Below are 19039 nucleotides of genomic sequence, written 5' to 3' on the forward strand. Positions count from 1 at the left end.
ATTCTCTTCCCCTTTTCGTCATCATGAGGAGGGATCCTAGTGGAAACGGTCAACATCACGCCGGCCGAGAAGACAGCGGCTGTTCCAGCCGTCCGGAAAAAGCGAAAATGGACGGCCGACCATTGGCTGGCAGCAGCGTTTTTAGCGCCATCGGTCATTCTGATTTTCTTGTTTGTCTACGGGTTTATCGCTTGGACAGGGTATGTGTCCTTGAGCAACTGGAATTCGCTCGTGCCGGATTGGTCGTTTGCCGGGTTGAAAAACTATTTGTATTTGTTTCATGATTTCCGCTTCCAAGCCGATTTGCGCAATACGCTTGTGTTTACGGTGTTGTTTATCGCCGCTGTCATTGTGCTCGGACAGTTGCTTGCCATTTTGCTTGATCAAAAGCTGCGCGGCGAGTCGCTGTTCCGCAACATTTTCTTCTTCCCGATGGCCTTGTCATTTGTCGTCACCGGGGTCGTGTGGCAATGGCTGTTCAACCCGTCAACCGGCGTCAACTTGTTTTTAAAGCCGCTCGGCTTGGACTCCAAATGGTATACCGACACCACAATTCTCGGCGGATTTCATTGGGGCAAAATTGAATTCGGCATCCCGGTGGCCATCATTGCCGTCGTGGTTGCCGCCGTCTGGCAAATGACGGGATTTGCGGTTGCGATGTATCTCGCCGGCCTGCGCGCCATTCCGGATGAAGTGCGGGAAGCGGCGCGGATGGACGGAGCGACCGAGTTTCAATTGTATTGGAAAATCATTTTGCCGCTGTTGCGGCCGATTACTGTGAGCGTCATCATCATCATGGCCCATATTTCGCTGAAAATTTTCGACTTGATTTACGCCATGACCGGGCCGGGAGCGAACTTTGTCACCGATGTGCCGGGAGTGTACATGTTTGAAACGACGTTCCGCGGCAACTATTATGCGAACGGCGCGGCGATCGCGATCGTGATGCTGCTGTCGGTCGCCATCTTTATCGTTCCGTATCTCATCTCAAGCCGCAAGGGGGGATCGTGATGGCGAGATCCGTGTGGGCGCGGCCGTTTTTGTATTTATTGGCCCTCGCCATGAGCGTGTTTTTCCTGTTGCCGGTGTATGTCATGATCGCAACGAGCTTGAAGCCGCTCGATGAAGTGACATTGGCCGACATGTGGAAGCTGCCGTCAACGATTGACTGGAGCAGCTACGCGACGGCGTTTGACAAGCTTGCCCCGAACTTTTGGAATTCGATTTTGCTCGTCGTGCCAGCGACGTTGTTATCCGCGCTGCTTGGGGCGCTCAACGGCTACGTGCTGTCGAAATGGAAGTTTAAAGGAGCGGATACGCTCTTTACGCTTATTTTGTTCGGCATGTTCATCCCGTATCAAAGCATTCTTATTCCGCTCATCCAGTTTTTGCGTGAAATCGGGCTGTACAACACGATCCCGGGGCTCGTGTTCGTCCATGTCGTCTACGGCATTCCGATTACGACGCTCATGTTCCGCAATTTTTACGCCGCGATACCGGATGAGATGATCGAATCAGCGAAAATCGACGGCGCTGGGTTTGTCCGCATTTTTCGTTATATTATGCTGCCGCTGTCGATCACCGGCTTTGTCGTCGTCGCCATTTGGCAGTTTACAAACATTTGGAACGAGTTTTTGTTCGCGGTGACGATCACGACATCGGACAAACAGCCGATCATGGTCGCCCTGCAAAACTTATCCGGCAGCCAAATCGTGCAATGGAACGTGCAAATGGCAGGCGCCTTGCTCGCTGCGCTGCCGACATTGCTCGTATACATCTTCCTCGGCAAATATTTTGTCCGCGGCTTGCTTGCCGGTTCGGTGAAGGGGTAATGAAAGCGAGAAGGTTGAAGTGAAAAAGGAATTTTTGCGCATGCTCGTCCGCCTCGAACTTGCCGAAGCGAGGCAGCGTCTGTTGGTTGGAAGCGTGGAAAGAGTGGGATTGGACGAATCATTTCCACAGCGCGTAAGACAAGCCAAGCTTCCCTTGCCTATTGTCGTCGACCCCCAATCGTGCAAAAAACCTAGGGGATCGACGACAATCTTTTTATGCGCCTAAAGCTTACAGACATCACGGACGAACAGTATTGACAGAATTTTTAAAACGTTGTATTCTGAAGATGCCCCTAAAGGGAAAGCTTGATATTGCGCGCATTGTTTGGGGGTTTTTATCGTACCTATGAGGGATTGAAACACAAGCGGCACGGCGTCCGGCGCTGTATCTTTCCCGTTTTTATCGTACCTATGAGGGATTGAAACAAAATTGCAGATGCTACGATTACAGATGCTAAAATTGGTTTTTATCGTACCTATGAGGGATTGAAACTTGGTCTTGGCAAAATTCTCGGCTTTTCTTGGGAAGAGTTTTTATCGTACCTATGAGGGATTGAAACGTAAACGTGTCAGTTCAGGTGTTTGTTTGTAAAGGGGTTTTTATCGTACCTATGAGGGATTGAAACTTCGATAATTAAAGGAGATAGTGGCAAATGATTCGTTTTTATCGTACCTATGAGGGATTGAAACTAAAATGCCTTCTCAAGAATACGATAAAATGTCGACGTTTTTATCGTACCTATGAGGGATTGAAACTTTCCAACAATTACCAAGTTCCTTGTATGACTTTCCGTTTTTATCGTACCTATGAGGGATTGAAACCTGGACAATTGCTACCGTTTCATTGCTTGTGAAGTCGTTTTTATCGTACCTATGAGGGATTGAAACGTGTTTGATTCGGATTGGAGCCAATAGGGCTTCGACATGTTTTTATCGTACCTATGAGGGATTGAAACGCGGGTAAATCGTCACGTTTTGCACAAATGGGGGGAGTTTTTATCGTACCTATGAGGGATTGAAACTGATCATGGCGGCGGCCGGTGCTATATCACTGTTGGTTTTTATCGTACCTATGAGGGATTGAAACGTTGAAGATGTTACGGATTTACAAGCAGATGCAAAAGTTTTTATCGTACCTATGAGGGATTGAAACACAAAGCGAAAGATATCGCTCTCGATTTTTGGTCTTAGTTTTTATCGTACCTATGAGGGATTGAAACATCGATTTCGCTTCCGATATATTCCCAATCCACGCCCGTTTTTATCGTACCTATGAGGGATTGAAACTTCGATTTCAATACTAAAAATCCAGCGGCGCGGCCGTTTTTATCGTACCTATGAGGGATTGAAACATCCTTGATATTTGAAGCCTTTGATTTCAAAGCTTGTTTTTATCGTACCTATGAGGGATTGAAACCTGTCAGCCCGTCAAAGGCGATGTTTCGGAACAAGTTTTTATCGTACCTATGAGGGATTGAAACTTTGATGTATGAAACTTATTGAAAAATGAGGCGAAGTTTTTATCGTACCTATGAGGGATTGAAACCTGTCAGCCCGTCAAAGGCGATGTTTCGGAACAAGTTTTTATCGTACCTATGAGGGATTGAAACTTTTAAAAAGCCGTATACTACTCCTCCTACTGTTTTGTTTTTATCGTACCTATGAGGGATTGAAACAATGTCATCGTTTCTGGTTCGAGACCTTCAGCTAACGTTTTTATCGTACCTATGAGGGATTGAAACTTTTTGGCATTGGATTGGGAATATATCGGAAGCGAAGGTTTTTATCGTACCTATGAGGGATTGAAACGATCTTCGAGTGGTCTGTAACCAACTGGCAATATAGTTTTTATCGTACCTATGAGGGATTGGAACCCAAGCGTACGTCGACGCGGCGCTGACGATCCTAGTCCGTTTTTATCGTACCTATGAGGGATTGAAACACAAAAGGAGTAGACTACACAGCGTCATTCAATAACCAGTTTTTATCGTACCTATGTGTTAAAGTTGTCCGAGACGAGTTTTTATCGTACCTATGAGGTGTAAATGATCACCTTTTATTTCAGCACAAAACGGTCATTTTTTTTTTTTTTGCACATTTTTTCAGAACGTCTTCTCTTTCTGAAAGAATGTGCTATGTTTTTTGTGTGCGTTTTCGGATAAGCCGCTCCATTCACTGAAGAGAGATGTGACGCTATGTTTTAGCATCAACATCCAAAGCGGGAAAGCGAATGATGGCCGTTCAGCGAAAACGCGTCTTTCTTCTCACCTGCGTGTGTATGGGATGGAGGGCGCTTGGCATTGCCGTCGGGCTGTTGGGTTCTTTTCTCCGAAAACGTGGTAAGATAACATAAAACATACTATTAATATTTATTTTCTATGAATTAGAGGCGGATGAAAGGGGAGAGAGCCATTGATTCGATTCCAGTATATTGAGAGCGGAGAAGAACGTTTGGCGGTTTCAATTCATGATCCAGCGGTGTCGGCTGATCGTGGGGATGCGCCGGTGGTGGTCATTTGTCACGGGTTTATCGGCACGAGAATCGGCCATTGATGAAGCAAAAAGTGAATCCATTTTTCCGATGCACTCCTTTAACATCGTTCCGAAAGAAGTCTCCCACTTCTAAACGAAGTGAAAGTGGGAGATGAATTTCGGTTAGGCGCAGACAAAGGTGATGGTTGAACCGTGAGACACACGGGGATCGCTCGGTCAACTTCCCATCATCAGTTGGGATTACCCGAGAAGCTCCCACATCTAAGCGTTAGCGTAGGTGGTGGGAGTATGTCACTGGATTCAAAATTGACTCTTCTCAAGTTAAAATCTTCGTAAAACCGCCTTTTCTTTTCCAGCTAAAAACCATTGGCGAGCGTAATCATTTTTCATTGGTTTTTTCGAAGCAAAGAACATTAAAATAAAAAAAGGAATCGAATATAGAGAAGGAAGGGGACACATATGATTCTCGGAGCCATTGAAGCGGGGGGGACGAAATTTGTCTGCGCCATCGGCGATGAACATGGGAACATCTATGAGCGGGCGGTGTTTCCCACCACGATGCCGGAAGAGACGATGGCGCACGTCATCGACTTTTTCCGCCCGCACCGCATCGAGGCGATCGGGATCGGGTCGTTCGGCCCGATCGATTTGCGCCCGGACAGCCCGACGTACGGGTACATTACGAGCACGCCGAAACAGGCGTGGGCAAATTTCGATTTTGTCGGCGCGATGAAGCAGCATTTTCCTGTGCCAATCGGCTTTGACACCGACGTGAACGCGGCCGCGCTTGGCGAACAGCGCTGGGGGGCGGCGCGGGGGCTTGACAGCTGCCTGTACATGACGGTCGGCACCGGCATCGGCGTTGGGGCGGTCGTCGAAGGCCGCTTGCTGCATGGGCTCCTTCACCCGGAGATGGGCCACATTTTGGTCCGCCGCCATCCGGATGATGCGTTCGCCGGCGTTTGCCCGTACCATGGCGACTGCTTGGAAGGCATGGCGTCTGGTCCCGCGATTGAGCGGCGCTGGGGGAAAAAGGGGGCGGAGCTGACCGACCAGTCGGAAGTGTGGGAGCTTGAGGCGTTTTATTTGGCACAGGCGGTCGCCAACTACATCCTCATTTTATCGCCGGAAAAGGTGATCATCGGTGGGGGCGTCATGAAGCAGACGCATGTGTTGCCGCTTGTGCGCCGCCATGTGCAGGAATTGCTGAATGGCTACATTCAACATGAGGCGGTGCTCGAAACCATTGATGAGTACATCGTCCTTCCGGGCCTTGGCGACAACGCCGGCATCTCGGGCGCCTTGGCGCTCGCTGCCCAAGCAAGAAAATAGCAGGGACGGCTGTCTATGGTTTTTAACAACAGAGCCATAGACAGCTATTTTTTTGACTAATCGTTCGACAGATATAGGTTTAATAATGACCGTTTAGTCAAAAATATTGTTTTTTAGTTGAATAATTTTATAATCGTGGTTTATAATAATCTTGACTATTTGGTCATAGAACGTATGGAGGCGAGGACAATGGCCGATGTTCGAAGACTAGTCGAATGGCTCCGGCAGCGCGGTGTGCGGGCCGATTTTGTAAAGCCGCGCGCGTTGTTGGCGTCTTACCCGCAATGGCTAGCGGCGAACGGGAAAGGGATGAGCCGCTGCCATGGATGAACGGCGCGTTCGCTTTATCGAAACGGCGATGAAGCTGTTTGCGGAAAAAGGATATCACGCCACCTCGATTCAAGATTTGGTCGAGGCGTGGGGCATTTCGAAAGGAGCGTTTTACCACCACTTCGCTTCGAAAGAAGAGTTGCTCTTGGCGGTGCTCCGCTACTACAGTGAAAAAATGGTGGCCGATTTCATGGCGGATGGCGGGGAAGGGACGGAAAAAGAGCGGTTCACTCGACAGCTCGCCGCCCATTTCTCCCATATTCGCGAATACAAAGACTTTTTGCGCATGATGATGTCGGAGCAATTGCCGAAAGTCAATCCGGAAGTGGAGCGGTACATGTTCCGCCAGCACGGCCGCCTTTTTTTATGGTATTGCGCGCGCTTGGCGGAGGTGTATGGGGAGGCGGTGAAGCCGTATGTGTATGATGTCGCCATGATGACGAACGGCATGATCCGGCAATATTTGTTTTACTTCTTTTTTCGCGAGGAGGCGTTTGATGCGGACGAGGCGGCCCGTTTTCTCATGCGCCGCATTGATGCCATTGTCGCCAGCTTTGCGGCTGGCGAGCGTCCGTTGTTGACCGAGGAGGCGCTCGCGCCATGGATGGAACTCGAAGAGCGCGAGCGTGAGCGCCGCCGGGAGCGGTTGGCTTCGGCGTTTGCGGCCGTCCGGGAGGCCGCCAAAGGGCTCGATCCGAAGCGGGCGAACGATGTGCTTGAGGCCGCGGCGGCGCTTGAGAAGGAATTGCTTGGGAGCGACGAGCCGCCGCGAGCCTATATGGTCGAAGCGCTGCTGTTGTATTTGCGGCATCAGCAGGCGCCTTCGCTGGCGGATGCCTTGACCGCTCTCAGCGAAGAAATAGAAAATCATCAACGATTGAATCGATGGGAGAGAGAAACATGGACAAAGCGTTAACGGTGTCAACGTCGACGATCCGCCATCGCCCGATGCTCATCGCCGGACTTATCATTGCGATGTTGTTTGCGGCGCTTGATGGAACGATCGTTGGCACGGCGATGCCGCGCATTGTCGGGGAACTCGGCGGGCTCGGCGTCATGACGTGGCTGACGACGGCATATATGTTGACGTCAACGACTGTTGTGCCGATCGCTGGCAAGCTCGCCGACTTATTGGGCCGTCGGCTTGTGTATGTGAGCGGGCTTGTCATTTTTATGGCCGGATCGGCGCTGTGCGGCATGGCGAACGATATGACTGAGCTCATCATTTACCGCGGCATTCAAGGACTAGGCGGCGGGATTATGATGCCGATGGCGATGATTGTCATTGGGGATGTGTTCACCGGCAAAGAGCGGGCGAAATGGCAAGGGGTGTTTGGCGGCTTGTACGGCCTCGCCTCTGTGCTCGGTCCGCAAATCGGCGGCTTTATCGTCGACCATTTGAACTGGCGCTGGGTGTTTTACATCAACTTGCCGGTGGGAATTGTTGCGACGGTGTTGATTGCGATGGGATTAAGCAAATATAAAGCCGAGGGTCCAGTCAAATTTGACCTTGCCGGCATGGCGACGTTGACCGTGGGCGTCGTCAGCTTGCTTTTGGGGCTGACGTTTGGCGGCGACCGATATCCGTGGGGGTCGTGGCAAATCCTCTCGCTGTTTGCGGCGGCGGCGGTCTTTTTCGTCTTGTTTGTCTTAGCGGAAAAACGGGCGGAGGAGCCGATCCTCCCGCTTTGGCTGTTTCGCAGCCGGGCGTTTACGCTCTTAAATGCGATCGGCTTTTTCATGAGCGTGGGCATGTTTGGCGCGATTATGTTTGTGCCGTTTTTTATGCAAGGCATCATCGGCGTGAGCGCCACCCAATCCGGGACGATTATGACCCCGATGATGATCACGATGATTATCGGCAGCATCCTTGGCGGCCGCTTGGTGTACCGGATCGGGGTGAAAACGCAATTGATCGCTGGCATGGCCATTATGGCCGCGGCGTTTGGCTTGCTTAGCACGATGGATGTCGATACGTCAAAATGGATGGCGACGTTCTATATGATTATTCTGGGGCTTGGCACTGGTTTGGTCATGCCGATTTTGACGCTCGCTTTGCAAGAAAGCTTCCCGAAATCAGAGCTTGGCGTTGTCACCTCTTCGAGCCAGTTTTTCCGCTCGATCGGTGGGACGTTCGGCATGACAGTGCTCGGCGCCATCATGAACCATCGCTCCAGCACCTTGCTTGATGAAAGGCTTATGCCGAAGCTTGAAGCGCTGCCGGAGCAGGCGAAGGGGCTTGTCGACCGCTTTGCCGATATGATTCATACCGACCCGCAAGGCTTGTATTCCGTCTTGCTCAGTCCGGACGCGATGGCCAAGATTCCAGCGCCGCTGCGCGACATGTTCGTGCCGGTGCTGAAGCAGTCGCTTGTCGACTCGCTGCAATCCGTCTTTTTGTTCGGGCTCGTGTTTATCGCGGTGGGCTTGTTGTTGGTGTTCGGTTTGAAAAGGATCACCTTGTCTGATCGGACCGAGGCGATGAAGCAGTTGAAGCAGGCAGAGGAGAAGGCCTAGCGGCATGCGAATGAAGAAAAGAAAACGGCGGACCGCGCCTCATTCGCTCAGGCGGCGGGCCGCCTTTCTTTTTGGCGGCGACGAACAAAACTCCCCCGGAGCGATGAGGCATCCGGGGGTGAGGTGCCAATGGAAGCCGGCGGCTCGCTCCGTGCGGCCCATTTCGCCAGGCGGTTTCGCATCGACGTGATGCCCGGCGCATGGCGGTTTCACGGTGACGATCCGCAATGGCTGGTTACGTTGCGCCCGCATCCGCGCTTTGGCCGAAGACGCGCGAGCGGGTGAGAAAGCGGACGCCTTCCGGGCCTTCGAGCGAAAACATGCCGCCGCGCCCGGGGACGACGTCAATGATGAGCTGCGTATGCTTCCAATATTCGTATTGCGCCTTAGAGATGTAAAACGGGCAGCCGCCGATTTCGCCAAGCAAAACATCGGAATCGCCGACGATCAACTCGCCGAGCGGGTAGCACATCGGCGAGCTGCCGTCGCAGCAGCCGCCGGATTGGTGGAACATGAGCGGACCGTATTTCGCCTTTAATTTTTCAATCAATTCTAACGCTGCTTCGGTGGCGATGACTTTCGGTTCATCAGGCATCGGATGCACCTCCTTTCGCATCATGGCCAAAGACAGGCTCCTAGAGCAGCTCTGCTGGATTCGTCGAATGGAACGGTTGCTGCGTCGTTTTCCATTCCATCATCAAAAGGCGTTTGCGTGGTTTTGGCGGTGACGGATGCAACAGTGGGCAAAAGGCAGCGCGTCGGCGCTGCCTTTTGCCCGTATGAAGAGCGGGTGGGCCAATGTTAGAACAACCCGAGTTTTTTCGGAGAGTAGCTAACAAGCAAGTTTTTCGTTTGTTGGTAATGGTCGAGCATCATTTTGTGCGTTTCGCGGCCGATGCCGGACATTTTGTAGCCGCCAAACGCCGCGTGGGCCGGATAGACGTGATAGCAGTTCGTCCAGACGCGGCCGGCTTGGATGCCGCGGCCGAAGCGGTACGCGGTGTTGATGTCGCGCGTCCAGACGCCGGCGCCAAGGCCGTACAGCGTTTCATTGGCGATTGAAAGCGCTTCGTCGTGATCTTTAAACGTCGTGACCGCGAGCACTGGGCCGAAAATTTCTTCTTGGAAAATGCGCATTTTGTTATGCCCTTTGAAAACGGTCGGCTTGACGTAATAGCCGCCGGCGAGTTCCCCTTCAAGCATGTTCCGCTCGCCGCCGATCAAGAGCTCAGCGCCTTCTTGTTTGCCGATATCAATATATGACAAAATTTTCTCGAGCTGTTCGGAGGAGGCTTGGGCGCCGATCATCGTTTCCGTATCGAGCGGATTGCCTTGCTTGATTTGCTTGACGCGCTCAAGCGCCCGTTCCATAAAGGCGTCGTAAATCGACTCATGGATGAGGGCGCGCGACGGGCATGTGCACACTTCGCCTTGGTTTAAGGCGAACATCGTAAAGCCTTCGAGCGCTTTATCGAGAAACTCGTCGTCTTTGTCCATCACATCAGCGAAGAAAATGTTCGGGGACTTGCCGCCAAGCTCCAAGGTGACCGGCACGATGTTTTGCGAGGCGTACTGCATGATGAGCCGTCCGGTCGTCGTTTCACCGGTGAACGCCACTTTCGCCACGCGCGGGTTCGAGGCGAGCGGCTTGCCGGCTTCTAAGCCAAAGCCGTTGACGATGTTGACGACGCCAGGTGGAAGCAAATCCTCGATGAGTTCGATGAGAACGAGGATCGACGTCGGCGTTTGCTCCGCCGGTTTCAAGACGACGCAGTTGCCGGCCGCGAGCGCTGGAGCGAGTTTCCAGGCCGCCATTAAAATCGGGAAGTTCCACGGGATGATTTGCCCGACGACGCCGAGCGGTTCTTTGAAATGATAGGCGACCGTGTCGTGATCGATTTCCGAAATCGTGCCTTCTTGCGCGCGAATGCAGCTGGCGAAGTAGCGGAAATGGTCGATGGCAAGCGGGATGTCAGCCGCCAACGTTTCGCGGATCGGCTTGCCGTTTTCCCATGTTTCCGCAACGGCCAGCATTTCCAAGTTTTCTTCCATCCGATCGGCGATTTTGTTCAGCAAACGGGCGCGCTCCGCTGGAGACGTGCGTCCCCATGCGTCTTTTGCCGCATGGGCGGCGTCAAGCGCCAGTTCGATGTCCGCCGCTTTTGAGCGCGGCACTTCGCAATACGGCTGCCCGGTGATCGGCGTAATGTTTTCAAAATACTCGCCGTCAACCGGCGGCACCCATTTGCCGCCAATGAAGTTTTCGTAGCGCTTTTTGAACGTGACAAGCGCGCCTGGCTGGCCTGGTTGTGCGTAGATCATTTCTCCCCGATTCCTCCCCCATTTTGATTTTGAATCCGCTTACAATGGAAAGAATATTAGAAAAATTCCTTCCAATGATTACATTAGCATGGCTAGACAATATTGTCAAACAGGAAATGTTGCTGTAGCAGAAACCGTCCAAAAACAAGGTGTTTTTGCCGGGAAGCCATCCGGCGCCCGCGCGCGCCGCCTTCACGCTTTGAACGCCGCCATATGAGCGTCTTCGAAACGCTGGAACGCGCGGCCGCCTGCCCTTACGCGTTTTTGACCGCCGCGGCCAGTTTTTCTGATTGTTCGCGCCAAGTCCTGCCCGCGGGCTTCACGTGCCCCGGCATGCGCCCGCATACATATACAGCCAATGGGGCGAGGGCAAGTTCCTGAGCCGGTTCGCATGCACATGGCCAACCGGCTGATTTCGAGCCGCACGCGTCAGCGCCAATCCGGTTGACTTCAAATTCTCTGCCGATGCTCACGCGCACGCCATCAGTCGACCTCAAGCCCTTCAATCCAGCGGCTCGCGTAGACGCTGCAAAGATGATGGAACACTTCGATCGCCTCGTTCGGATCGGCGGCGAAAAAGGCACTCGCTGCCGCTTCGTTTTCTTCGCGGACGAACTCGAGCAAAAAATCGGTGGCGATCCGGTTGAACAAAAGAAGCGCGCCGTAGGAGCGCTCAAGGCGGCGTTTCCGCTCAGCCGGGTCGTCGATGGACAAAAATGGGCGTTCATAGCGGGCGACAAGCTCCGCCAGCCGGCGGTGGATCGCGCGCTGGGCGTCAGCGAGCATTGCCTCGATCGTGCTTGGCGACAAAAACGTTTGCTCGCGAAGCATATAGCCCCAAATTTGCTTTAGCGCATGGGCTGATTCGCTTGCAAAGGCGATGTTGCTGAGCAGATCGGCAGCGTATTGTTTGTCGTCACCGGCTTGAATGCGCAGCTTCATAATGATTTCAAGCACGTCGGAATGAATTTTTTCTTTCCGCCATGATTTTGTCAGCTCATAAAGCAAGATGGAAAGCGAGCGGGCGGCTTCTTCTTTTGTCATCATCAGCCAGTCCTTTCCTAGCAAAGTCGTTCCCTTTCATTGTACCATGACGGCTGTCTATTTGAACGCTCTCCCACTTACGCAAACGCTGAGAGGTGAGAGATTCTTGGGAACACCTGCCCCACGGCAGGTTGTTGACCAAGCCATCCCCATGCGTCCCACGGTTCTGCTGTTCTCACTTGCGCTGATCGCGTGGAAGTGGGGGTCTTCTCGGTTAGAGATGATAAATACAAGCAGGAACGTTTTGCATAGCGTTGGTCCAAAAGCGTGTCATCTATTTTTTTCTCTTCGGAGGTAAGCCAAGGCGTGAAACCAATCGCTTTACAGACGTGCATGGGCCTAAAAGCGGTGTTGTTCGCTCTCTCGATGGTCGAAAAAATGTGGCAGTTTATGTTTCGATTGCTGAATGACAGGAGTTGACGTATGATGGAGGCAAAGACGATCGAAACGATGGAGGCGGGGCGGCATATGCTTGAAGAGAAAAAAGAAAGGGGAGAGAAGATGAAACCGGTGCGTTTGCGCGGCCATCATTTGCTTTGTGTGCATGGATTTCGCGGCATGGGCTACAGCCCGTCGTTTGTTGAAAAAATGTGGGAGATCGTGGCTCGCATTCGCGATGAAAACGACGATTTTCCGATTGAAGTCGTCGCGGCGCTCGACGAGGCGTGCCTCGCCTGTCCACACCATGGGGAAACGGCGTGTGAAGCCGGCCCGGATTCCGATGCCCATGTCCGCTCGCTTGATGGGAACGTTATTCGCCATTTAGGATTGGAACCGGGCACCGTATATTGGAAGTCTGAACTGATCCGGCGGACGGCGGAACGGGTCAAGCCGGACGATTTGGATGAATTGTGCCGCCACTGTTCGTGGCTGCCATACGGCGTCTGCAAAGAAGGGATCGCCAACGTCCGCCGCGGCAATGTGGCGCAAACGTGAGGGGGCGGACGTTTTCGGAATCAAGAGAGGCTTGGAAGAAAGAAGCCACCCTTTCACATCGCCTGTCCGTAAGGTTGGAGAAGCCTGTTGCAGCGCCGTCTTTTCATTGGCGAAACATGGCGCCATCTGTCTTGAAGGAAGCCATTGCGGGCGCTGGCGGCGGTTTCGGCCATTCGCGGAAATTTCTAAAAAATGAATGATTTCAAGAACGGAAAAATGTGATATGATAAACAATTATAGAGACTTTCGACAGAAAGGGTCATGGAAGATGAAAGTAGCCAAATTCGGTGGAAGTTCGGTGGCGAGCGCCGCGCAATTCCGCAAAGTGGCCGACATCATCCGCTCGGATATCGAGCGCCGCATCGTCGTCGTATCGGCGCCAGGGAAACGGTACAAAGACGACGTGAAAGTGACCGATATGCTCATCCGGCTGGCGGAACAAGTCATCGCCGGGGAGTCTTATGAGGAAACGATGGAAGCGATCGTAAAGCGGTACGCTGACATCGCCAATGAGCTGGAGTTGGAAGCTGACAGCTTTTTGGCCGAGCTCATTGATGACTTGCAGTCGAAAATCAGCGCCTATCGAAGCGAGCCGCCTCGGCTGTTTGACGCCATTAAAGCGAGCGGCGAAGACCATAATGCAAGGCTTATGGCGCTCTATTTGCAAGATTGTGTGCTCGAGGCGAGCTACGTCAGCCCGCTCGAAGCCGGCATCATCGTCACCGATGAGCCGGGCAACGCCCAAGTGCTTCCGGAGTCGTACGACAAGCTGAAGCAGCTGCGCGAACGGCGCGGCGTTTTGGTCATCCCGGGCTTTTTTGGTTATTCCCGATCCGGCCATATCGTCACGTTCCCGCGCGGCGGGTCGGATATCACGGGCTCGATCGTCGCCGCCGGCGTCAAAGCAGACGTGTACGAAAACTTTACCGACGTCGATTCGATTTATTGTGTCAACCCGTCGATCGTCGCCGATGCCCGCAAGCTGAAAGAAATCACGTACCGCGAGATGCGCGAGCTGTCGTATTCCGGATTTTCCGTCTTTCATGACGAGGCGCTCGAGCCGGTCTACCGCGCCGGCATTCCGGTTTGCGTGAAAAACACGAACAACCCGGCCGCTCCAGGGACGTGGATCGTCGCCAAGCGCAACCATATCGACGAACCGGTCGCCGGCATCGCGAGCGACACCGGCTTTTGCAGCATCAACATCAGCAAATACTTAATGAACCGCGAGATTGGCTTTGGCCGGCGCGTGCTGCAAATTTTAGAAGATGAAGGCATCTCCTACGAACATACGCCGTCGGGCATCGACAACATGTCGATCATTTTGCGCGCGAATCAGCTGTCGGATGGAAAAGATGAGCGCATCCTCGCCCGCATCCGCGAGGAGCTGGCGGTCGATGAGGTGACGATTGAGTACGGCTTGGCGCTCATTATGGTCGTCGGCGAAGGGATGGAAAAAACGATCGGGATGGCGGCGAAAGCCACCACCGCGCTCGCCAACGCCAACATCAACCTAGAGATGATCAACCAAGGTTCATCTGAAGTGAGCATGATGTTCGGCGTGAAGGAAGAAGTCGTCAACGAGGCGGTTCGCGCCTTGTACAACGCCTACTTCCAGCAAGCTGCTGTCAGCCAGCCGTCATAACGCGGAACAGTGGCTGTCTCAAAAGGTGGTTCTTTGTTCAACATAGAGCAACATATCGTGTTCCCGCAGTTGTTTTCTGCGTATATATGGCAATCAAAGAAGGTGTCCCGACTTTTTTGGGACACCTTCTTTTCGTGATGGCGCCGCAGATCGGGCTTCTTCTTTTTTCTCCGCCATAGGTGGGCGTACATCTCACATTTCGCACCCTGAATAAAAATTCAAAATAAGCCTGATTTGAGCGAATAAAAATTAGTTGTTTGTATAAAAATTTATTTTTATGCGAATATTTGGGTTATTTTTTTGTATATTATGCAAAGGTTGCGAAATATGAGGTACATAAGAACAGCTTGTTCGGAAAATACTACCAATGTACATCAAAGAAAGCGGAAGGGAGGAAGAATGAATGCGGCAATGGCTAGGAATGGCTGTGCTTGTCGTCGTTTTGGCTTCGTTTCCGGCCGAGGCGGCGGCCATCAGCCGAAGCGAGCTTGAGCAGTACGCCGAGAGCGTCGGCTGGACGGTAAGCGACCTGTTGGCTTATTTGGACCAATACGGCTTGACGATCGCCGATTTCCGCACGATGGATGAACTAAAACAATGGCTTGGCACGCCCATCACCGATGAGCGGCTTCACGCCGTCCTGCGCCGGCATGGACTGACGGTCGAGGAGCTCGAGGCGCTGCTTGGCCAGTTTGGCGAAACGGTGCAAGACTACACATTTGTTGAAGACTTAGACCGGGCCATCCGCTTTTACTCACAGCATAACGCCGCCATGCAGCAAATCAACGACTTGCTCGGGGCGCTTGGGATGACGGAACAGGAAGTGCGCGCCTTCACCCGCCATATCGCCTCGATTGACGACCCGCAATTGGCTGGACGGCTGGCGGCGCTTCGCGAGCGGCTGCGCCCGTTTACGGAGACGGAAGGGCCGTGGACGGATGAAGAGCGCCGCCAACTGTGGGCGATATGGGAAGAGGGGCTTCGCCTGCTCGAGCTTAAGGCGAACCTTCCATCTGACGGGTCGGGCATAAAGGAGGCAGGGGCGGAACCGATCCGCGTCCGACTGTACAACCGCCGAGGCGAGGAGGTCGCCGATATCGCCATCACAAGGGAAATGTTGACATCGGGCTACATCGTCCGCGCTGGGGAGAAAGGCATTGACGCCGGTTTGCTCGCTGTAGAGATGAAAGGAAAGATGTATGGGGAAAAACTGCCGGAGACGGCGTCGCCATATTTGACCCATACATTGGCCGGGCTGCTGCTCGCTTCCGCCGGTTTCCTTCTTTACCGGCGGGTCGGGCGGCTGAAAGGGTGAAGGAAAGTGGAGCGCAAGCTAGCGCGGTTTTCGTGGAAGCGCCGGGCCGCCCAATGGGCGGCGCTGGCGGCGATCGTCATCGGGGCGGCGGCGGCCGGCTGGAACGGTTATTGGTACACCGTCGGCCGGATGGCGGTCAAGCGGGATGCCCCTGCGCCTTCCTCACCGCCGACCGCAAGCCTTCCAGCGGAACGTTCGGGGCAAAAAGACGCGCCGCTTGGCGTCTACCTTGGCGAACTCGCCATTCCGAAGCTCGGGGCGGCGATTCCGGTGTATGAAGGCGTCCGCGAACAAGAATTGCGCCGTGGTGTCGGCCATTATCCGGCGAGCGATTGGCCGGGGGAAAAAGGGCATGTCGTGTTATCCGGGCACCGCGATACCGTGTTCCGCCGCTTTGGCGAGCTCGAGATCGGCGATGCGCTCATCATCCGGACGAACCGCGCTGCCATTCATTACCGCATCGTCAACATCCGCATCGTCGATGACGACGACCGAACCGTTTTGGTCGACAAAGCGCGCCCGACGCTGACGGTGACGACGTGCTACCCGTTTCGCCTCATCGGCCGCGCCCCGAAGCGCTGCATCGTCATCGCCCGCCCGGTCCGGGTGGATGCCCTGGCGTTTCCAAGAGGATGATCCACTTGCCTGCAGGAAGGCAAACAAAAAGGCTGGAAAGCGCGCTCTCCAGCCTTTTACCTTTTTCGTTCATGCGGCGCCTTGGCGTCGATTCGCTCATGCATTTGCTGGCGAAACTCTTGAAGCAGCGCCTCGCCTTGCAGCCCTTTCTCCACAAGGCCGGCCAGCACGGCTTCCGCCAAATGGGTGCGCCGCGGGATCATGAGCCCTTCCATCAAGACGCTGATATGGCCATTCATTTTCGTGATCGAACGGACGGCGACGAGCATGTTGGCCGGGTCGTTGCTCGTGTGGGTGATCGTCACTTGCAATTGAAACTCCGGCCGCCGCTGCAGGCTCACAAACATCGGCTCATAGTCGTCATCCAAATACGCCTCCACGAGCCAGCGGTTTTGCCCGTCTTCTTTGTTGATGATCAGCCCGTCAATAAACGGGATGTCTTGGCGGTGCATCTCCTCGTCAATGACCGAGAGCCCGACAAGCTTGAACGTTTTCATCTCGTCCACCTCGTTACCGTTGTCTTATCCAAGATTATAGCACAGGCGGACGGGGGAAGAAAAACGGGATGCCGCCTCTGCTGCTGAAAAACGATCTGCATTTTTCCGTCGGATGGCAAAAACGCCATTTTGCTCCGCCATTGTCGACGGAGATTTCGCCTTTTTCGCTGGATTGTATCCATAGAGTGCGTAAAAAATGCAAAAATCGCGATTTTACGACCCAAAACGAGATTCGTTATCATAAAGGTGCGGTGGAGGAAAGGGGGGATGCGCCAACACATGATCAACCAAGTCGTATTGGTCGGCCGTTTGACGAAAGATCCCGAGCTTCGCTACACGGCCGAAGGAGCCGCCGTCGCGACCGTCACGCTGGCGGTGGCGAGAAATTTCCGCAACGCGGAAGGAGGGATTGATGCCGATTTCGTTCCGTGCGTTTTATGGCGGAAAACGGCGGAGCATACCGCCAATTATTGCCGAAAAGGCTCGATGGTGGCGGTGACGGGGAGAATTCAGACGCGCCGCTACGATAAAAAAGACGGTCAACGCGTCTATGTCACCGAAGTCGTCGCAGAGTCCGTCCAATTTCTCCACTCCGGAAAGAAACCAGAATGGCCGGAGCACGTATAGTCGTTTCCCCATACACGCCTTTCAAAGCGAATCCCCAAGAGAAAGAACGTGTCCCCAAATACTCCCCAACTGATGGCGCTAGCACATCGTTGTTAGCGCTTTTTTCAGCATTGGGGAGCTAAATGAGCTCGGAGCACTCTTTCACGATCGTCACGATCATCGTTTCGACATGTTTCCGCTTTTTATCCGGCAGCTTCGCGAGCGCGTACACCGCTTCGCTCATCTCCCGGCTCCGGAGCAAGTAGTCCAACGCCGCGAGTGCCGTTTCGTGCACGTCCGCCGTTCCGTACACGTCCGTCACTTCGCGAAGCAGCTCGCGCTGGCGCGTTTCGCCGCCAAGCAAAAAATCGGCGCTGACGTCAAACAACTGGCATAGCTTCTCAAGCGACTGCACATCCGGAAGCAAGCTGCCGTTTTCCCATTTGCTGATTTGCGAACGCGACACGTTCAGCTGCTCGGCCAGCTCTTCCTGTGTCCAGCGCCGTTGTTTCCGCAATCGTTTGAGCGTCTCCCCAAGGTTTGTCATCGTTCGTCACCACGCTTTTCATCATTACTCTTTAAAGATAGAAAAGCATGGAGCCAATAACTGTTCCTTTTTAGACCGTTTATCTTTTTGTTTCCAAATCAGAACGAATTTGTCGGTTATTCCGTCGTTCGGCATCTTTTTTGTCCAGGAAGGACATAGTACAATTAGTTAAAAATGGGAAATTTATAAGCAAAAAGAGGGGGTCAAGGTGAACATTTATCTTGCCGATTTTGTCATTTGTGAACGAAACGGGCAGAAGCATACGCAAAAAATGTACCATATCTATATTAAGGAAATGAAAAATCCGTTTTCCGTTCGGCTGAAAACAATCGCCCCGGCCAGTTTCACCGATTCACTCCGCTCGCTGAAAAACGAAGGTGGACGGATGCGATTTTCGTCTGAAGGCGAGGCGCTGTTTCGCACGATCACGTGCTCGTCCGAAGCTCAGCTCTATTTTGTGTTTAAATGCACGAGCCAGTTGTACATGTTTATCGTCAAGCTCGACCTTCGCCAAAAAAAGTTTACCGTCGCCCTCTACGAGTGGAACGAACCGAAGCAAAAATACATCCCGATCCGCGTTGACGAATGGCTGGCGATGGAAAAACAGCTCATTTATGAAGTGCTGCAGTCGATTTACCTTGTGGATGATCGGCGTGTGTCGTATTTGTTCACGTACCCGTCGCGCCCGAAACGAAAAATATAACATCCCGGCGTCTAGCAACCCCTCCCTTGTTTTTTCCAAGTAGAAAAAACGTTTCCTTTCGCGGTAAATGTTCGCTATACTTAAAATTAAGAACATTGTCGTTTTTTGCCGTGGGCTGGCCATGCAGACGATTCGAAACAGGAAAAGCTAGGATGAAAAAGAAACAGAACGATGAAGGGAGAGGGTGCAACCGTGAAACCGAGCCATATCATTTTCACCGCTGCGATGGCTTCAGCGTTCTTTTTGGCGCCGGATGACAGCCAAGCGGCGGAATGGAAAAAAGG

At 53.1% G+C, this 19039-nt stretch carries 18 protein-coding genes, 1 pseudogene and 1 CRISPR repeat array; of the genes and pseudogenes, 14 read left to right on the forward strand and 5 right to left on the reverse strand.

All coding sequences use genetic code 11. The features are described from left to right. Nucleotides 1-39 precede the first annotated feature (39 nt). The 8 genes and pseudogenes from GJ1_RS09760 to GJ1_RS09785 all read left to right on the forward strand — a co-directional run bounded on the left by GJ1_RS09760 (nucleotide 40) and on the right by GJ1_RS09785 (nucleotide 8504). Nucleotides 40-1011: a carbohydrate ABC transporter permease gene (locus GJ1_RS09760; protein ID WP_066231641.1), complete on the forward strand. Its 972-nt coding sequence runs from the start codon at nucleotides 40-42 to the stop codon at nucleotides 1009-1011. After that, the gene (locus GJ1_RS09765; RefSeq protein WP_044732732.1) at nucleotides 1011-1832 is read left to right on the forward strand and encodes a carbohydrate ABC transporter permease; all 822 of its coding nucleotides are present in this window, start codon (nucleotides 1011-1013) and stop codon (nucleotides 1830-1832) included. Before GJ1_RS09760 ends, GJ1_RS09765 begins: the two co-directional genes overlap by 1 nt. Then, nucleotides 1831-1932, forward strand: a pseudogene (locus GJ1_RS19060) (DUF4351 domain-containing protein); the annotation flags it as partial. The gene GJ1_RS09765 and the pseudogene GJ1_RS19060, both read left to right, overlap by 2 nt. A gap of 231 nt (nucleotides 1933-2163) precedes the next feature. Then, nucleotides 2164-3774: a CRISPR direct-repeat array (repeat unit 30 nt; unit sequence GTTTTTATCGTACCTATGAGGGATTGAAAC). 470 nt (nucleotides 3775-4244) lie between these two features. After that, nucleotides 4245-4385 (forward strand): hypothetical protein, encoded by a 141-nt coding sequence (locus tag GJ1_RS18355; RefSeq protein WP_245629373.1) that lies wholly within the window; start codon nucleotides 4245-4247, stop codon nucleotides 4383-4385. 399 nt (nucleotides 4386-4784) lie between these two features. Beyond that, nucleotides 4785-5657 (forward strand): ROK family protein, encoded by an 873-nt coding sequence (locus GJ1_RS09775; RefSeq protein ID WP_066231646.1) that lies wholly within the window; start codon nucleotides 4785-4787, stop codon nucleotides 5655-5657. Nucleotides 5658-5846: 189 nt separating this feature from the next. Further along, the gene (locus GJ1_RS18670) at nucleotides 5847-5987 is read left to right on the forward strand and encodes a hypothetical protein (protein ID WP_044732730.1); all 141 of its coding nucleotides are present in this window, start codon (nucleotides 5847-5849) and stop codon (nucleotides 5985-5987) included. Then, the gene (locus GJ1_RS09780) at nucleotides 5980-6903 is read left to right on the forward strand and encodes a TetR/AcrR family transcriptional regulator (protein ID WP_066231648.1); all 924 of its coding nucleotides are present in this window, start codon (nucleotides 5980-5982) and stop codon (nucleotides 6901-6903) included. Before GJ1_RS18670 ends, GJ1_RS09780 begins: the two co-directional genes overlap by 8 nt. Beyond that, on the forward strand, nucleotides 6888-8504 hold the full coding sequence (locus GJ1_RS09785; protein ID WP_066231650.1) for an MDR family MFS transporter: 1617 nt from the start codon (nucleotides 6888-6890) through the stop codon (nucleotides 8502-8504). Before GJ1_RS09780 ends, GJ1_RS09785 begins: the two co-directional genes overlap by 16 nt. 235 nt (nucleotides 8505-8739) lie before the next feature. Here the strand turns inward: GJ1_RS09785 and GJ1_RS09795 are convergent, their stop codons facing one another. The 3 genes from GJ1_RS09795 to GJ1_RS09805 all read right to left on the reverse strand — a co-directional run bounded on the left by GJ1_RS09795 (nucleotide 8740) and on the right by GJ1_RS09805 (nucleotide 11873). Next, on the reverse strand, nucleotides 8740-9099 hold the full coding sequence (locus GJ1_RS09795; protein WP_011232669.1) for a DUF779 domain-containing protein: 360 nt from the start codon (nucleotides 9097-9099) through the stop codon (nucleotides 8740-8742). A 206-nt stretch (nucleotides 9100-9305) separates the two neighbouring features. After that, a complete protein-coding gene (gene adh, locus GJ1_RS09800) occupies nucleotides 9306-10826 on the reverse strand; it encodes an aldehyde dehydrogenase (protein WP_021322697.1) in 1521 nt (506 codons plus the stop codon). A gap of 483 nt (nucleotides 10827-11309) precedes the next feature. Further along, the gene (locus tag GJ1_RS09805; protein ID WP_083509983.1) at nucleotides 11310-11873 is read right to left on the reverse strand and encodes a hypothetical protein; all 564 of its coding nucleotides are present in this window, start codon (nucleotides 11871-11873) and stop codon (nucleotides 11310-11312) included. A gap of 498 nt (nucleotides 11874-12371) precedes the next feature. Here GJ1_RS09805 and GJ1_RS09810 point away from each other — a divergent pair, with 498 nt between their 5' ends. From GJ1_RS09810 to srtD, 4 genes are all read left to right on the forward strand, one after another. Then, complete coding sequence (locus GJ1_RS09810; protein WP_066231678.1) at nucleotides 12372-12806, forward strand: DUF1284 domain-containing protein; 435 nt, start codon at nucleotides 12372-12374, stop codon at nucleotides 12804-12806. A gap of 268 nt (nucleotides 12807-13074) precedes the next feature. Next, the gene (locus GJ1_RS09815) at nucleotides 13075-14451 is read left to right on the forward strand and encodes an aspartate kinase (protein ID WP_066231655.1); all 1377 of its coding nucleotides are present in this window, start codon (nucleotides 13075-13077) and stop codon (nucleotides 14449-14451) included. 403 nt (nucleotides 14452-14854) lie between these two features. Further along, a complete protein-coding gene (locus GJ1_RS09820; RefSeq protein ID WP_066231658.1) occupies nucleotides 14855-15766 on the forward strand; it encodes a processed acidic surface protein in 912 nt (303 codons plus the stop codon). Nucleotides 15767-15772: 6 nt separating this feature from the next. Further along, nucleotides 15773-16402, forward strand: coding sequence for a class D sortase, LPxTATN-specific (gene srtD / locus GJ1_RS09825; protein WP_066231660.1), 630 nt, complete (start codon nucleotides 15773-15775; stop codon nucleotides 16400-16402). 56 nt (nucleotides 16403-16458) lie between these two features. Here the strand turns inward: srtD and GJ1_RS09830 are convergent, their stop codons facing one another. Continuing rightward, nucleotides 16459-16899: a YwpF-like family protein gene (locus GJ1_RS09830; RefSeq protein ID WP_066231664.1), complete on the reverse strand. Its 441-nt coding sequence runs from the start codon at nucleotides 16897-16899 to the stop codon at nucleotides 16459-16461. A gap of 267 nt (nucleotides 16900-17166) precedes the next feature. Between GJ1_RS09830 and ssb the strand changes: the two genes are divergently transcribed. Continuing rightward, nucleotides 17167-17526: a single-stranded DNA-binding protein gene (ssb, locus tag GJ1_RS09835; RefSeq protein WP_011232661.1), complete on the forward strand. Its 360-nt coding sequence runs from the start codon at nucleotides 17167-17169 to the stop codon at nucleotides 17524-17526. 118 nt (nucleotides 17527-17644) lie between these two features. Here the strand turns inward: ssb and GJ1_RS09840 are convergent, their stop codons facing one another. After that, nucleotides 17645-18052 (reverse strand): helix-turn-helix domain-containing protein, encoded by a 408-nt coding sequence (locus GJ1_RS09840; protein WP_066231667.1) that lies wholly within the window; start codon nucleotides 18050-18052, stop codon nucleotides 17645-17647. A 208-nt stretch (nucleotides 18053-18260) separates the two neighbouring features. On the opposite strand from GJ1_RS09840, the gene GJ1_RS09845 reads away from it, so the two are divergent. Next, nucleotides 18261-18755 carry a hypothetical protein gene (locus GJ1_RS09845; RefSeq protein WP_066231669.1) on the forward strand — a complete coding sequence of 165 codons (495 nt, stop codon included), beginning with the start codon at nucleotides 18261-18263 and terminating at the stop codon, nucleotides 18753-18755. Nucleotides 18756-19039 lie beyond the last annotated feature (284 nt).

The organism is Geobacillus jurassicus NBRC 107829, assembly GCF_001544315.1.
In the GTDB taxonomy this organism is placed as follows: Bacteria; Bacillota; Bacilli; order Bacillales; family Anoxybacillaceae; genus Geobacillus; species Geobacillus jurassicus.

What these genes read in the sequence shown, in the direction of transcription:
- adh (WP_021322697.1), bottom strand. Translation starts at nt 10,826, where the DNA reads ATGATCTACGCACAACCAGGCCAGCCAGGCGCGCTTGTCACGTTCAAA.
- GJ1_RS09785 (WP_066231650.1), top strand. Translation starts at nt 6,888, where the DNA reads ATGGACAAAGCGTTAACGGTGTCAACGTCGACGATCCGCCATCGCCCG.
- GJ1_RS09840 (WP_066231667.1), bottom strand. Translation starts at nt 18,052, where the DNA reads ATGACAAACCTTGGGGAGACGCTCAAACGATTGCGGAAACAACGGCGC.
- GJ1_RS09765 (WP_044732732.1), top strand. Translation starts at nt 1,011, where the DNA reads ATGGCGAGATCCGTGTGGGCGCGGCCGTTTTTGTATTTATTGGCCCTC.
- GJ1_RS18670 (WP_044732730.1), top strand. Translation starts at nt 5,847, where the DNA reads ATGGCCGATGTTCGAAGACTAGTCGAATGGCTCCGGCAGCGCGGTGTG.
- GJ1_RS09780 (WP_066231648.1), top strand. Translation starts at nt 5,980, where the DNA reads ATGGATGAACGGCGCGTTCGCTTTATCGAAACGGCGATGAAGCTGTTT.
- GJ1_RS09775 (WP_066231646.1), top strand. Translation starts at nt 4,785, where the DNA reads ATGATTCTCGGAGCCATTGAAGCGGGGGGGACGAAATTTGTCTGCGCC.
- GJ1_RS09820 (WP_066231658.1), top strand. Translation starts at nt 14,855, where the DNA reads ATGCGGCAATGGCTAGGAATGGCTGTGCTTGTCGTCGTTTTGGCTTCG.
- GJ1_RS09815 (WP_066231655.1), top strand. Translation starts at nt 13,075, where the DNA reads ATGAAAGTAGCCAAATTCGGTGGAAGTTCGGTGGCGAGCGCCGCGCAA.
- GJ1_RS09795 (WP_011232669.1), bottom strand. Translation starts at nt 9,099, where the DNA reads ATGCCTGATGAACCGAAAGTCATCGCCACCGAAGCAGCGTTAGAATTG.
- GJ1_RS09810 (WP_066231678.1), top strand. Translation starts at nt 12,372, where the DNA reads ATGAAACCGGTGCGTTTGCGCGGCCATCATTTGCTTTGTGTGCATGGA.
- ssb (WP_011232661.1), top strand. Translation starts at nt 17,167, where the DNA reads ATGCGCCAACACATGATCAACCAAGTCGTATTGGTCGGCCGTTTGACG.
- GJ1_RS09830 (WP_066231664.1), bottom strand. Translation starts at nt 16,899, where the DNA reads ATGAAAACGTTCAAGCTTGTCGGGCTCTCGGTCATTGACGAGGAGATG.
- GJ1_RS09805 (WP_083509983.1), bottom strand. Translation starts at nt 11,873, where the DNA reads ATGATGACAAAAGAAGAAGCCGCCCGCTCGCTTTCCATCTTGCTTTAT.